Source organism: Kitasatospora sp. NPDC059408 (genome assembly GCF_042751525.1).
GTDB lineage: Bacteria > Actinomycetota > Actinomycetes > Streptomycetales > Streptomycetaceae > Kitasatospora.
Window position 1 is genome coordinate 1 of sequence record NZ_JBHYWI010000137.1, and the last position, 14,194, is coordinate 14,194.

Annotated in this window: 9 protein-coding genes and 3 tRNA genes; 7 read left to right on the plus strand and 5 right to left on the minus strand. The window is 76.1% G+C overall.

Annotated features, from left to right (window positions below):
• Positions 1–33: 33 nt before the first annotated feature.
• Positions 34–3,396 (minus strand): PAS domain-containing protein, encoded by a 3,363-nt coding sequence (locus ACFXDE_RS42175; RefSeq protein ID WP_380499488.1) that lies wholly within the window; start codon positions 3,394–3,396, stop codon positions 34–36.
• A 177-nt stretch (positions 3,397–3,573) separates the two neighbouring features.
• Between ACFXDE_RS42175 and ACFXDE_RS42180 the strand changes: the two genes are divergently transcribed.
• From ACFXDE_RS42180 to ACFXDE_RS42205, 6 genes are all read left to right on the plus strand, one after another.
• Positions 3,574–3,667: transfer RNA gene (locus ACFXDE_RS42180), tRNA-Ser, on the plus strand.
• A 169-nt stretch (positions 3,668–3,836) separates the two neighbouring features.
• Positions 3,837–3,912, plus strand: a tRNA-Arg gene (locus tag ACFXDE_RS42185).
• A gap of 31 nt (positions 3,913–3,943) precedes the next feature.
• Positions 3,944–4,019: transfer RNA gene (locus tag ACFXDE_RS42190), tRNA-Arg, on the plus strand.
• 229 nt (positions 4,020–4,248) lie between these two features.
• A complete protein-coding gene (locus tag ACFXDE_RS42195; protein ID WP_380499489.1) occupies positions 4,249–6,978 on the plus strand; it encodes an Ig-like domain-containing protein in 2,730 nt (909 codons plus the stop codon).
• A gap of 225 nt (positions 6,979–7,203) precedes the next feature.
• Positions 7,204–8,460 carry an SPFH domain-containing protein gene (locus tag ACFXDE_RS42200; protein WP_380499490.1) on the plus strand — a complete coding sequence of 419 codons (1,257 nt, stop codon included), beginning with the start codon at positions 7,204–7,206 and terminating at the stop codon, positions 8,458–8,460.
• Positions 8,457–9,473 (plus strand): C40 family peptidase, encoded by a 1,017-nt coding sequence (locus ACFXDE_RS42205; RefSeq protein WP_380499491.1) that lies wholly within the window; start codon positions 8,457–8,459, stop codon positions 9,471–9,473. Before ACFXDE_RS42200 ends, ACFXDE_RS42205 begins: the two co-directional genes overlap by 4 nt.
• Positions 9,474–9,536: 63 nt before the next feature.
• On the opposite strand, the gene ACFXDE_RS42210 is transcribed toward ACFXDE_RS42205, so the two are convergent.
• The 3 genes from ACFXDE_RS42210 to ACFXDE_RS42220 form a co-directional block, all read right to left on the minus strand.
• Positions 9,537–11,729, minus strand: coding sequence for a hypothetical protein (locus ACFXDE_RS42210; protein WP_380499492.1), 2,193 nt, complete (start codon positions 11,727–11,729; stop codon positions 9,537–9,539).
• A gap of 57 nt (positions 11,730–11,786) precedes the next feature.
• Positions 11,787–12,092, minus strand: a complete 306-nt coding sequence (locus ACFXDE_RS42215) for a hypothetical protein (protein ID WP_380499493.1) — start codon at positions 12,090–12,092, stop codon at positions 11,787–11,789.
• A gap of 128 nt (positions 12,093–12,220) precedes the next feature.
• The gene (locus tag ACFXDE_RS42220; protein ID WP_380442829.1) at positions 12,221–13,186 is read right to left on the minus strand and encodes an aldo/keto reductase; all 966 of its coding nucleotides are present in this window, start codon (positions 13,184–13,186) and stop codon (positions 12,221–12,223) included.
• A 153-nt stretch (positions 13,187–13,339) separates the two neighbouring features.
• Between ACFXDE_RS42220 and ACFXDE_RS42225 the strand changes: the two genes are divergently transcribed.
• On the plus strand, positions 13,340–13,537 hold the full coding sequence (locus ACFXDE_RS42225; protein WP_380499494.1) for a hypothetical protein: 198 nt from the start codon (positions 13,340–13,342) through the stop codon (positions 13,535–13,537).
• Positions 13,538–13,597: 60 nt separating this feature from the next.
• On the opposite strand, the gene ACFXDE_RS42230 is transcribed toward ACFXDE_RS42225, so the two are convergent.
• Positions 13,598–14,194, minus strand: a 597-nt coding sequence (locus ACFXDE_RS42230; protein WP_380499495.1) for an endo alpha-1,4 polygalactosaminidase, incomplete at its 5' end; no start/stop codon positions are given.

The window sequence follows — 14,194 nt, forward strand, 5'->3', positions numbered from 1 at the left end:
ACCCCGAGCGGGGTGGCCGGCCCTCCGCCGTGCTCAGCCCGCGGCGGCGACGCCGGCCTCGCCCATCGCGCCGATCCGCCCGAGCAGGTCGACGATCCGGGACTGGACGTCCGCGCTGGTCGAGCGCTCGGCGAGGAACAGCACCGTCTCGCCGGTGCGCAGCCGGGGCAGCTCGCGCGGGTCGAGGTCGACCGAGGTGTAGACCACCAGCGGGGTCCGGTGCAGCCGGTCGTTGGCGCGCAGCCAGTCCAGCAGGCCGACCCGGCGGCGGCGGATCTGGAGCAGGTCCATCACCACCAGGTTGGGCTGCACGCTGCTGGCCCGGGAGACGGCGTCGTTCTCGTCCGTCGCGTGCTCGACGTGCATGCCGCGCCGCTCCAGGCTGTTGATCATCGCCGAGGCGATGTCCGGGTCGCTCTCGACCAGCAGGACGCGCGGGGCGTGGTGCTCGCCGTCGCGCGGCGCGAGGGCGCGCAGCAGCACGGCCGGGTCGGCGCCGTACGCGGCGTCCCGGGTGGCCTGGCCGAGGCCGGCGGTGACGAGCACCGGCACCCGGCTGTTGAGCGCCGCAGTGCGCAGCGACTGCAGGGCGGTGCGGGTGATCGGGCCGGTGAGCGGGTCGACGAAGAGCGCGGCGGGGAAGCCGGCGACCTGGGCGTCGACCTCCTCGCGGGAGCGGACGATCACCGGGCGGTAGCCGCGCTCCTGGAGGGCCTGCCTGGTGGCCGGGTCGGGCTCGGGCCACACCAGCAGCCGGCGCGTGCCCTGCTCCTCGCCGGCGGGCTTGTCCAGGTTCACGCTGCCGCCCGCGGGCAGTTCGGCGATCGCGGCGCGCGGGGCGGTGCGGGCCTCGACCGGGACGGCCGGTACCGGCGGGGGGCCGAGCGGGCGCGGCGGGGCGAGCTCGCCGAGGCCGGTGCCGACCGGTCTCGGGGCGGAGTCCGCAGGGCTCTCCGCGGCCGGCAGGGCCGGGCGGGCGGGCTCCAGCGCGGTGGAGGGCGAAGGCGCGGCGGGCGTCTCCGGCGCGGGGCCGGGCGGCACGGCCAGGCGCCGGCGGCGGCCGGTCGGCGCGGCGGCCGGCTCGGGCAGGGCGGGCGCAGGACCGGCCGGGAGGGCGTGCTCCAGGCCGGGGTAGACGGGGCTCTCGGGCAGGCCGGGCAGGGCGAGACCGCCGGAGGAGTCCTCGGCGGCCTCCCGGGCACGGCGGCGGCGGGGCTTGGCCCCGTCGGTCGGGGTGCCCTCGGCCGGGGTCCCGGAGGCCGGCGCGTCGCCGGTGCCGGGGCCGAGCGCGAGCGGGCCGCGCGCGGCGGGGCGCTCCGGCCGGTGCTCGCCCTCGACCGGGACGGCGTAGGCCGGGCCGGACCGGCCGTCGTCCTTGCCCCACGGGTCGGGCTGCGCGCCGTCCGGCTCCGGCGGGGTCCGGCGGCCGTAGGCGGCGTCGTTGCCGGTGCCGTTCCACTGCTCGGGCACGGCCCGCTCGATCCGCGCCGGGGCGTTCGGCCACTGGTCGGCGGGGGCCTGGCCGTCCATGGCCTGGCCGTCCACGGGCTGGGGGGCGGCGGGCGGCGGGGTCTCGGTGGCGGGCCGGCCGCGGCGTCCGCGCCGCTCGGGGGCGGGTTCCTCGGCGGGCGCGCGGTCCGCCTCGGCGTCCGCGGGGCGCTCGGCGGGCCGGTCGTCCTCGGAGCGGCGGGCCGCGGGCAGCTGCGGGATGCCCGGCAGGTCGGGCAGGACGGCGCTGTCGCCCTCCTTGGGCCGGTCGGAGCGGCCCTCGGCGGCGGCGCGTTCGGCGGCGGCCTTCGCGGCGACCGGGTCCAGCGGCAGCTCGACGACGTACGTGGTGCCGGCCTTGCCGGGCAGCTCGTGCGGCTGGAGCACGCCACCGTGGCGCTCGACCACCGCCCGGGCTATCGGCAGGTGGACGGGGCTGCCGCCGCGCCCGGGGCCACGGATCTCGACCCGGGCGACGTCGCCGCGCTGGGCCGCCGCGAGGACGACCAGCGGCGGCTCGCCGGCGGACGGGGGGGCCGCCGGGCCGCCGGGGGCGGCCAGGCCGGGGGAGGGGGTGGTCGGGGCGTCCAGCGAGAGCCCGACGCCGCTGACGTCGGCGACCAGGTGGGCGACGGCCTGCGCGAGGCGCCGCTCGTCGGCGATCACCTCGACGCCGGCGGCGTGCACCGAGAAGCGCACCCGGCCCGCGCCGACCAGCTCGCCGGCGTCCTCGACGGCCCGCCGGACGATCTTGTCCAGCGCGACCGGCACCCGTCGCTCGGCGCCCTTGCCCTCGCCCTTGCCGTCCTTCGCGTCCTTGCCGTCGGGCTGGGCGGCCTCGCCGGCCTCGGAGCGCTGGTGCGCGAGCACGCCGTCGATCAGCCGGCCGAAGCGCCGGCACTCGTCGGCGAGGCGGCGCAGCGTCCAGTTGGCCTCCGGCCACAACTGCCCGGCGGGGTCGGCGGCGAGCGCGTCCAGGCGCTGGTTGAGCGCGGTCAGCGCGCCGCCGAGCTCGCTCTCCAGGACGGCGGTGAGGTGCTCGTTGCGGGCGACCAGGGCGAGTTCGCGGCTGCGGTCGGTGAAGGTCATCACCGCGCCGACCAGCTGGTCGCCGTCGCGCACGGGGGCGGTGGTGAGGTCGACGGTGACGGGGCGGCCGTCCTTGCGCCACAGCACGGTGCCGCGCACCCGGTGCTTGCGCCCGGAGGTCAGGGTGTCCATCAGCGCGGACTCCTCCAGCTCCAGCGGACTGCCGTCGGCCCGGGAGTGCTGGATCAGCGGGTGCAGCTCGCGCCCGCCGAGCTCGCTCGCGCGGTACTCCAGGATGTGCGCGGCGGCCGGGTTGACCAGCACGCAGCGCCCTTCGAGGTCGACGCCGAGCACGCCCTCGGCCGCGGCCCGCAGGATCATCTCGGTCTGCTTGTGCTGGCGGCGCAGCTCCGCCTCGACGCCGAGCCGGCTGGAGAGGTCCCGGACCAGCAGCAGGAGCAGGTCGCTCGCGGACGGCGAGCGGGAGCCGTCACGGTAGGGGTCGTACGGGACGAGCGGGGAGAGCGCGTAGCCGCGGCCCTCGCCGGCGCCGTCGTCGGCGAAGTCGTTGCCGGAGACCTCGACGGGGAGGGTGGTGCCGTCGGTGCGGTGGGCGGTCATCCGCACCGGGCGGTCGAGGGTGTCGGCCTCGCGCGGGGCCGGGCGCATCGAGCCGGGGATCCGGCTGGGATCGAACTCGGGCAGCAGGCCCAGCACGCCCATGCCGACGAGCGAGGTGCCCGGGGCCTGGAGCAGCTGGACGGCCGCGGCGTTGGCATCCACGACGGTGCCGTTGCTGTTCACCAGCAACAACGCGTCGGGCAGGGCGTCGAGTATGGCGGCGAGGCGAGCAGCGCCTCGGATCGGCCTGCTGCTCACGTCGACAGGTCTCCTCGGCTTGGGGCAGCTCCTCCGGAGTCGGCAGTATCTCATTCTTCTTTGCGGTGGGGACGACCCGGCTAGTAACGTTGGCGGTGGTTGGTGCCGAGCCCCACGGGTGTGGCATCATCACAGGCACACGGAGCGCGTCCGCCAAGCGGGTGTGGTCCTTGTGGAGGAGGCTTCGCCTAGTCCGGTCTATGGCGCCGCACTGCTAATGCGGTTTCGGGGTTATTCCTGATCGAGGGTTCAAATCCCTCAGCCTCCGCCAGCCGAAGGGCCCCGCCGACGATCTCGTCGGCGGGGCCCTTCGCATGTCCGGGCACGTCCCGGCACGTCCAGGCGGGGGCGGGCGGGGCCGGAGCAATCGATTTCGTCCTGCGTCGCAGGTCATGTAATGTTGTTCCCGCAACGCCACGGAGACACGTTCACCGGGGCGAGCGCTCATAGCTCAACGGATAGAGCACTTGACTACGGATCAAGAGGTTGCAGGTTCGAATCCTGCTGAGCGCACCAACCTCCGCAAGATCGGGTTCGCCCGGTCCTTGCGCTCATAGCTCAACGGATAGAGCACTTGACTACGGATCAAGAGGTTGCAGGTTCGAATCCTGCTGAGCGCACCAGCAAGAAGCCCCCGGCCGTCGGCCGGGGGCTTCTTTCGTATCCGTAGGGGATGAATCGGCCCGGTTCGGGTACATCCCGTCCTGCCGCCCGGACGGCCTCCAAACGGGTGGGACACGGCCCGAAGCCCAGGTGTCGCAGTATGACCGGCTCGGCATCGTGATTCCGTTTTGTCACATCTTGTGCCCAGACTGCCCGCCCACCCGGCAGCCGACCGCGAAGGAGAGCCGGATGAGCCGACAGTTCCCCCGCACGGCCGCCGCCCTGGCCGCCTTCGCGGCAGGGCTCCTCATCGTCTGGAACCAGCCCTCGGCGGCCCAGCAGTCCCCCGACACCTGGAGCGCCGAGCAGCGCGCGGTCCTGCCCTCCGGCCTCTCCGTCCAGTTCGACCTCGCCACCTCGCCGGGCTTCGACGCGACCGCCGAACCGGGCGAGCTGGCCGACCGCGCCGGCGGAGGGCGCGCGGCCGGGCTGTACGCGGACGGAACGCGCCCGGGCGACCCGGCCCAGACGTTCCGGATCCACGACGCGCGGCCGCAGGCCGACGGCTCCTGGCGCACGGTCGGCACCCTCCGGCTCACCTTCTCGCGCTCCGTGCGCAACCCCCGGCTGCACGCGAGCGGGCTGGCCGCCCTCGCGACCGGCAAGTCCGGGAGCACCACCACCGCCGCCCGGCTCACCCTCACCGGCGGCAGCCCGAGCGCCCCGGCGCTGGTCAACCGCACCGACTGGCCCGGCTGGACGGTCGACGCCAACACCCTCGCGCCGGTCGGCTCCGACGGCAGCACCGACGGCTCGGGCGGCGCGGCCGCCGAGGGCAGCCTGGAGCTCGCCGGCACGTTCCGCACCGCCGTCTTCCGGGTCGAGCAGCGCAGCACGGCCCGGGCCGGCAGCACCACCGCCCCGCCCGTCCTGCGCCAGGCCTACACCGTCACCGTCGACGAGGGCCTCGGCACCGCCCCCCAGGCCTACGGCAACGCCTCGCACGTGGTCTCCGACCTCTTCCTCGGCGCGGACGCCGACCCGTCGGCGCGCCGCGACGCGCGGACCGCCGTCGCGGTGCGGGGCACGACCGACCGGCACAACGTCTGGGCCAACCCCGTGCCGCCCAAGCTCCAGCCCGGCCGCGGCGAGTACCGGGGCGCCGACCCGTCCCTCGGCTTCCCGGCCGAGGCCGCGATCGGCCGCTACTACCGGCTCACCGTCCCGGTGGCCGTCGGCGACCAGCCGGCGACCCTGGCCGGCTGGATCGACTGGGACCACAGCGGGCGCTTCGACCCGGCCCACCGGGTGCAGGCCGAGGTCCAGCCCGGTACGGGCACCGCGACCCTGGAGTGGACCGTCCCCTCCGGCGCCGCGAGCGGCGAGACCTGGGCCCGGCTGCGGATCGCCCGGGACCCGGCCCAGCTGATCGCCTCCGGCGGCTTCGCCGACTCCGGGGAGGTCTCCGACCAGCGGATCAAACTGACCGTCGGGGCCGCCCGGCCCGAGATCGCCGAACCGGTGGACGGCACCGCGACCGCCGACGTCCGGCCGCGGATCCGCGGCGAGGGCGCCGTCGCCGGGGCCTCGGTCGAGGTCCGTGAGGGGGACGCGGCGCTCTGCCGGGCGCGCGTCGAGCGCGGCGGCGACTGGAACTGCCGCCCCGGCGACGCGCTCGCCGCGGGCCGGCACAGCCTCACCCCGGTCGAGACCACCAGTGGCGGCGTTGTGCTGCGCGGCGAGCCCGTGCGGCTCACCGTCAAGACCGCCCCGCCCGCCGCGCCCGTGCTCACCCTCCCCGAGTACACCAACGATCCCGGGCTCCAGCTCACCGGCACCGGCGAGGCGGGCGACACCGTCTCGGTCGGCGACCAGCCGGCCGGGGTGCGCGGCGGGTCCGCCGGGGACCTGTGCAGCACCACGGTGCGCACCGACGGCGAGTGGTCCTGCCTGCCGGTGGAGAACCTGGCGGACGGGCGGCACCAGCTGACCCCCGTCGCCGTGGACGCGGCCGGCAACCGGATGGCGGGCAAGGCCGTGTCGCTCGTCGTCACCACCGTCCCGCCGGACAAGCCGGTGCTCACCGCGCCGGCCGCCGGCGAGACCGTCCGCACGGCGCGGCCCAGGCTCGCCGGACGGGCCGGGACGGGCACGCGGGTGCTCGTCACCGCCCGGGCGGGCGGGGCCGCCTCGGACGGGCGGGTGGTCCTGTGCGGGGCGGCGGCGGCCGTCGACGGGAGCTGGACCTGCACCGCCAACCGGGACCTGACGAACGGTGAGCAGGCGTTGACCGTCACGGCGACGGACCTGGCGGGGAACGCGGTGGCCGGGGATCCGGTGCGGGTCCGCGTCGCGGCGGCGCCGGCTCCGGCGGCCGGTCCGGTGGCGCCCGGCCCCGTTCCGCCGAGTGCCGCGGTGCCGAGTCCGGTCGGGCCGTCGCCCTCGGCGTCGCCCGGCGCGGTCAGGCCGAGTCCGAGTGCGGCGGGCTCACCGAAGCCGTCCGCGTCGGCCTCGGCTTCGGCCTCGGCGTCCAGGCCTGCGGTGTCGGCGGTTCCGTCGCCCTCGTCGAGCCCGTCGGCGACCGCCGAGGAGGTGTTCGTACCGGCGCCCGCGGGTTTGCTGCCGGTCTTCGTCCCGGTGGTCGCTCCGCCGTTCGTGCCCGCCTCCGACGTCTCCGTCCCGCCGTCCTCGATGGCCGTCCCGTCGCCTTCCGCTGTTCCGTCACCATCCGCAGCCGCGGCGGCCGGGCCGAGCCGGGCCGCCGCCGCGCCGCTCCCGGCGGACGCCGGGAGTGCCCGGCCGCTGCCGGCGCCGCCCGCCGCTTCATCCGAGGGGGCGGACGGCTCCCAGACGGCGGCCCACGAGGCCGGGCCCGCCCGGTGGCGCACCGGGCTGGCCGGCGGCCTCCTGTTGCTCGCCGCGATCGGGTTGATCACCCGCCGGGTGTTCGCCCGGGGACCGGGTGCCCGACGGCGCTGACCTGCGCCGGAACGTCCGAGACCACACCAATGGCCACTTGACATCACCCGACCGATCGATCATGTGTCTGCGCGTCAGGTCGACTTCGGACGATTCGTCAGGAAATGTCGACACACGACGGATCAAATGTCGCATTTGATGACGTATGAACTTAGCCTGACTCTGGCACTGCCCGTCAGATCCGGGCCGCCCGTTGCGCGACACACCGACCCCGAGGATCCGTGCATGGACGTCACCCGCGATTCTTCGCAGCGACCCGACCACCTGCCCACGACGTTCCCGCCGGTACTGCCGGAACGTTCCGTCAGCGGCGCGAGTGCGCTGGCCAAGCCCGCCAGGGCGGCCGCCGCGGCCGACGGCGGGGAGGCCACCGCCCCCCTCGCGGTCGTCCCCGGGCCGGCCTTCGGCAGAGCCGACCCCCGCGACCCGCTGGAGGCCGCCGCCGCGGAGGCCGTCGAGCTCCCGGACGCCACCCCGGCCGGCGGCATCGTGGCCGTGACCTCCCGCCGCCCCCCGCGCGCCGACCAGGCGCTGCGCGAGCACGTCGCCACCGTCCTGCCGGGCTGGTCGGCGCTGTTCGCGGTGCTCGTCGGCGTCGCCGGCGTCCTCGCGGTGCTCCTGCACGACGGAGTCGTCCCGTACTGGGACGCGCTGCCCGACCTGCGCGGCACCGCCGCGCGGGAGAGCGGCCGGACCGAGGTGGACGTCCTGTCGGTCGCCGCGGTGGGCGCCGCCGGGCTGCTCGTCGTCTACGCCCTCGCCGGACTGCTCGCCAACGCCGGCGGCGAGACCCGGGTGCTCACCCGGTGGGGCCGCTATCGGGGCACCGTCCGCCGCGCCGGCCTCGTCTGGGTCAACCCGCTGCTGCGCCGCCGCCGGGTGGACGTGCGGCTGCGGCACTGGCGCAGCGAGCCGGCCAAGGTGGTCGACCGCACCGGCACCCCGATCGTCGTCCGGCTGCTGGTCGTCTGGCGGATCAAGGACACCGCGCGGGCGCTGCTGGCGATCGACGACCACGAGGGCTACCTGCGCGAGCAGATCCAGGCGGTGCTCACCCGCACCGCGTCCACCCTGCCGTGCGACAGCAACGCGGCCCCCGGGCCCGCGCTGCGCGACGGGCAGTGGTTCGCCGACGAGCTGACCCGGGCGCTGGCCGCCGAGGCGGCCCCGGCGGGCCTGGAGGTGTACTCGGTGCAGCCGCTGGCGCTGGACTACGCGCCCGAGGTCGCCGAGTCGATGCGTCGCCGCCGGCTGGCCGACCTGGACGCGGGTCTGCGCACGGTCCTGGTGGACGACGCGGTCGAGGCGGCGGCGCTCGCCGTCCGCCGGCTGGAGCGCGCGACGGCGCACGAACTGGACGAGGCCGCCCGCAGCGCCCTGATGGAGCAGCTGCTGGTCGCCTTCGTCGCGCCGGCCGGAGTGGCCGCCTCGGTACCGTCCCCGGCCGCCCGGGCCGGGAGGAAGGAAGGACGACCCGCATGAGGATAGCCACCGGCGCGTACGCCGGCCCCGGGACCGCCGTCGCCGACGTCGACGCCGACTTCGGGACGATCGGCTTCGAGGAGAGCTTCGGCAGCATCCCCGCGATCGCGGGCTGCGGCTGCCCGAACTGCGCGGCCCGTCCGCGCACCGCCCGCTCCGGGGCGGCGGCCGGGGGCAGCCGAATACACCGCGCCGTGCGAAGTACCTGCCTGGCCACCACGGTGCTGGCGGGCGCCGGCGTCGTCGGTCTGACGGCCGGCGCCGGATCCGCGCACGCCGCGGCCGGCAAGCAGGGCTGGGACGGATCGCGGTACTGGTTCAAGAACTCCGGCGGCGAGTGGCGCTGGACCAGCCACTACGACGTCTACGCGAGCCGCACCGGCCAGTCCGCGAAGCCCGGCAAGTCCGGTGGCTCCGGCGGCTCGGCCGGCACCGGCGGACGGTCGTCCGGGTCCAACGGCCAGGCCGCGTCCGCGGGGCTGCGGCAGGGCTGGGACGGGGAGCGGTACTGGTTCAAGAACTCCGGCGGCGACTGGCGCTGGACCAGCCACTACGACGTCTACCTGAACCGCACCGGCCGGTCCGGCGACTCCGGCCCGGCGCCGTCGCGGCCGTCCTCCGACGGCGGCTCCTCCGGGAGCACGTCCTCCGGGAGCACGGAGTCGGCCGTCGACTACGCGCTCGCCCAGCTGGGCAAGCCGTACGTCTGGGGCGGTGACGGGCCGTCCGGCTACGACTGCTCGGGACTCGTCCAGCAGGCGTACCGGCGCAGCGGGATAAGCCTGCCGCGGGTGGCCGACGACCAGTACGCCGCCACCACGCCGATCGGCGCGGGGCAGCTGCGCCGCGGTGACCTGGTGTTCTGGTCGGACAGCGGGCGCGCCTCGGGGATCCACCACGTGGGGATCTACCTGGGCGGCGGCACGTTCGTGGAGGCGCCGCGGCCGGGCAAGACGGTGCGGATCTCGACGCTGAACGCGGGGTACTACCCGACCCACTTCGGTCGGCCGTAGTACGGCCGGCTCCGGGCCCCCGGCGGTTCGTCACCGCCGGGGCCCGTCGCATTCCCGGTGGGGTCAGCCCCCGGAGCGGCCGAGGGCCGCGGCGGCGTCGGTGCGGCCGGTGCCGTAGACGGCGCGCAGCTGCTGCTTGTCCCAGTCGGCGGCGAGGCCGTCCGGGTCCGGGTGGCCGTGTTCGCGCCGCCACTGCTCGACCATCGCGGTCACGCCCTCGTGGCCGGTGCGGCCGTCCGGGCCGGTCAGGGTGTTGCGCTCGATCCGGCCGGCCGCCGCGGCGTCGATGGCGTCGAGGGCGCCGCTCTGCCAGTCGGCGATGCCGGCCGCCAGGACCCGCCGGGTCAGTTCGCCGAGCCCGGGGCCGGGGACGAGCTTCAGCGGGGCGTCGAGGCCGGTGTACAGGCCCTTGGCCTTCCAGGCGGCGACCTTGGCGGCGTCGTCGCGCTGGTCGAGCACCGCGTCGGCCTGGACGGCGTCGAGCACGCCGAGGGCGACCGCGGAATTGGCGAGCAACCCCTTCCACTCCGGCTCGGAGGTGCCGGCCGGGAGAGCGCCGATCCGTTCCGCGATGTGCGTCAACTCGGCCTGCTGGACGAGGTGGTGGGCCTCCGGGAGGTCGGCGAGGCCGCGCAGGGCGCGGATCAGCGGGCCCTTCTCGACGGCCATCCGGACCTCGCCGGCGCGCTCGTCGGTCCACACGCCGGCGGCCGCGGCGGCCGCGTGGTCCTTGGCGGAGCGGCTGGTGCCGGAGAGGACGGCGTGGGTGTCGGCGGCGTAGTCGGCGAGGGCCGCGGCGACGGGGGCGTGCAGGCCGGGCGGGAGGTGTTCGCGGCCGATGCCGGCGTCCAGCAGGGTCACGGTGTCCCGCATCACCCGGGCCTGGGCGGCGCTGTGGGCGTGGAACCCGTCCGGGTGGCCGCCGGTCGCGGCGGCCTGGACGGCGAGGCCCAGCGCGTGGTGGCCCCGGACGTGGGCGCCGGCCACCAGCTCCTCGGGCCAGCGGCGCTCGCGCAGCAGGTAGGCGAGGTGGTCGCCGCGCCGCGGGTCGCCCGGGTCCAGGAACGCGGTGGCGGCGGCCGGGTGGTGGGCCAGGGCGGCCAGGAAGCCGGTCACCGGGTCGCCGCCGCGGCCCTCGCCGAGGTGGTCCCAGGCGGGCTCGGTGCCGTCGGGGCACCACAGCAGCTGCGGGGGCACCCTGGCACCGCGTTCGGTGGTCAGCAGGCCCTCGCCGTAGGCGGCGAGGAAGCCGGGCGCGTACCGGCCGGAGCGCAGCAGGGCGCTCATCAGGTGGTAGCCCGTCGGCATCGGGCCGCCGTCGGCGCGGGTCAGCTGCTTCGGGCCGAGGCGCAGGACCTCCTGCTCCCAGGTGCGCATGGCCGGGTCGGTGCTGTGGGTGGCGGTGCCGAGGACGGTGCCGAGGGAGGACTGGAGGCGGCGCAGGGCGTCCGCCCGTCCGCCGGCCGAAGTGGCGGACAGCGCGGGGTCGTTGAGGTCGCGCCAGAGTTCGAGGGCGGGGCGCGGGCCGAGTGTGGTGGCGAACCCGGCGGCGAAGGCGGGGTCGTCGGCGTGGGCGGAGAGCAGGGCGTCGAGGCGGGTCAGTTCGTCGGGGGTGAGCGCGGCGCGTTTCGCCGCCAGGGTGAGGGCGGTGCCCAGGTCCGCGCGGGCCTGCCGGGCCTGGGCGAGGGAGTGGCAGCCGTCCGGGCCGAACGGGCGGTCCCCCGGGACGGGCGGGGCCGAGCGCAGGGCCCAGGCGGCGGCCTCGTCGGCCTCGGTGGCGGCGCGCCGGGCGGACTCGATGCGGCCCGCCAGCTCGGCGATCACGCGGTGGCGCTCGGGGAGGAAGGCCGACCGGTACTCGGGCTGGTGACGGGCCGACTCGTCGTCGTGCAGCGGGTGGACGTCCGTCACGGCGCCGGTGGGGGAGACCCGGAGGTGGGCGGCGGGGGCGTCCTCGTCGGCCAGGCGGACGAGCTGTCGCTGGGCGTCGGTGAACTGGCCGGCCGCGTCGGCCAGCAGGGTGCCGAGGTCGGCGGACTCCTGGCTCGCGGCGGTGAACTGGCCCGCCACCTCGGCGATCAGCGCGCGGGCGGCGGTGGCCGCCTCGCCGTCCCAGCCCTCGGCCAGCGGGCCGGCGATCTCGCCTTCGAGCCGGTCGCGCAGGCCGAGGTAGCGGGCGCGCAGGGCGGTCCACTCCTCGGCGGCGGTGGTGAGGGCGTCGAGGCGGGTGGAGCGGACGGTCTCGTAGCTCAGCACCGGCCGCTCCCCGCCGGGCGGGAGGCCGAAGCCCGGCACGGGCGGGGTGGCACCGCGCTACTCCTCGGCGTCCGGGCCGCGGTCGGTGGCGGCGTACGCGGCGCCGGTGGTGCGCAGGCGGTGGGCGAGGTCGTGGAGGATGCCGCCGAAGGCCGCCACCTGGTCGTCCCAGCGGTCGGCGCGGGCGCGGAGTTCGGCTCCGGTGCGCCAGCCGGCCAGGGCGGCGTGCGCGCCGGCGGTGCGGTCGCGGGCGGGGTCGTCGGCGGCGGTGAGGCCGGCGTGGAGTTCGTCGACCGTCCCGGCGTGGGCGGACAGGTCGGACGGGGAGACGGCGAAGCCGTTCCGGGCGGGTTGGTCGGGCACATCGGGCCCCCGGGCTGCGGTGGGTCGGTCGGGCTCGAACCATGGTGGCCCGGAAACGGCCGCGGGCCGCGTGCCACCACCCGGACGGGCGGCGCGCACGTGGCCCGCGGGGGCGCGCGGTGGTGCCGTCAGGCGGACGCCTCGTCGAGCAGCGCCGTCTGTTCGGGGGTGAGTTCCAGCGCGGCGGCGGCCAGCAGCGGCGGGAGCTGCTCGACCGTGCGGGCGCTGGCGATCGGGGCGGCGACCGTCGGGCGGCCCGCGAGCCAGGCGAGGGCGACCGTGCCGAGCTCGACGCCGTGCTCGGCGGCGACCACGTCCAGCGCCTTCAGCACCCTGGGGCCGCGCGGGTCGTCCAGGTAGCGGGCGGCGCCCTCGGAGCGGGCGCTGGCCACGCCGGGGCCGCCCGGGCGGTACTTGCCGGTGAGGAAGCCGGAGGCCAGGGCGTAGTACGGCACGGTGGCCAGGCCGTGGTCGGCGACCACGTCGGCCAGCGGGCCCTCGAAGGTGCCGCGCGACACCAGGTTGTAGTGCGGCTGGACGGCCACGTACTTGGCCAGGCCCTCGCGCTCGGCGAAGGCCAGCGCCTCGGCGAGCCGCTCGGCGCCGATGTTGGACGCGGCGACCGCGCGGACCTTTCCCTCGCGGACCAGCTCGTCCAGCGCGGTGACGAACTCCTCGACCGGGGTGTCGTCGTCCCGGTGGGTGTAGTAGAGGTCGATCCGCTCGACGCCCAGGCGCCGCAGCGAACCCTCCGCCGAGGCCTTGATGTTGGCCGCGCCCAGGCCGCCCGCCTCGGGGTGCATGCCGACCTTGGTGGCGATCACGACGTCGTCGCGGTTGCCGCGGCTGCGCACCCAGTTGCCGATGATCGTCTCGGACTCGCCGCCGGTGTTGCCCGGGGCCCAGGCGGAGTAGACGTCGGCGGTGTCGACGAAGTTGCCGCCGGCCGCGGCGTAGGCGTCCAGGACGGCGAAGGACTGCTCCTCGTCGGCCGTCCAGCCGAAGACGTTGCCCCCCAGGGAGAGCGGGTGGACGCTGAGGTCGGAGCCGCCGAGCCGGATCCGGCGTGCGGCATCACTGTGGTTTCCGGTCATGGACGCAGTCAACAGGATCACGCCGTACGGCATTCCGGGCTTCGGGCGGTCTTCACGTGGTCGTCGTACCGCCGTTGCGCGTGCGGGTGGTCCGGGGCCGGACCGAGGGTCCGGGGTGTCGGGCCGGGTGCCGGATTCGTTAGAGTCCGTGCCATGGCTGACAACGACTACGACCCCGCCGGCAGCACCCAGATGTTCCGGGCGTTCGTCGAGGAGACCCCCGCGCCGCAGAGCCCCGGCTCCGTCTCCACTTACGGCCGCAGCAGCGGCAACCGCACCGGCGTGATCGCGCTGATCGCCGTCATCGTCCTGGTCGTGCTGGGCGGAGTCGTCTGGCTCGCGGTCAAGTGACCTTCGCGCGGGTGACCCCCGTCCGGGTCACCCGCGCGACGGGAGGCCGTCGGGCGCGGCTCAGCAGGGCTTGCGCCACGCGTCCAGGTCGAGCTTCTTCTGCATCGAGCTGAAGCCGAGCGCCTTGGCCTTGGTGCAGAACTGGTCCGTGCCGACCTTGTACTCGACGTGGAAGACCGCCTTGCCCTGCTTGACGAACGGTTCGACCCGGTCGCACTCGTCGTACTGCGAGCACTCCTCGTTGACCGCGAAGTCGAAGTCGTTCAGCAGCGCCGGGATCTGGTCCAGGTCGTTCTTCAGGCCGATCGCCAGGCCGCGCTCGTGGGCGAGCTGGGCCAGCATGCGGTTGTACCGGATCTGGTCGTCACCGGTGAGCGGGAAGCCGCTGTCCTGGTTGTAGGCCTCGATGGTGTCCGGCTCGATGGCGTCGAAGCCCTTGCTCCTGCACATGTCGAAGCGGGCCGCCATCAGCGGCTTGAGCTGGTCGACCTGCCGGATGTCGAACCACTTCTCGCCCTTCCAGCCGGTGTCCGAGCCCTCCAGGGTCTTGGCGAAGGCGGCCGCGTCGGGGCGGAAGCTCTCCCAGGAACCGGCGTTGATGTAGCAGATCACCTTGCGGCCCTTGGCGTGCAGCGAGGCGACCACCGAGGCGTCGTT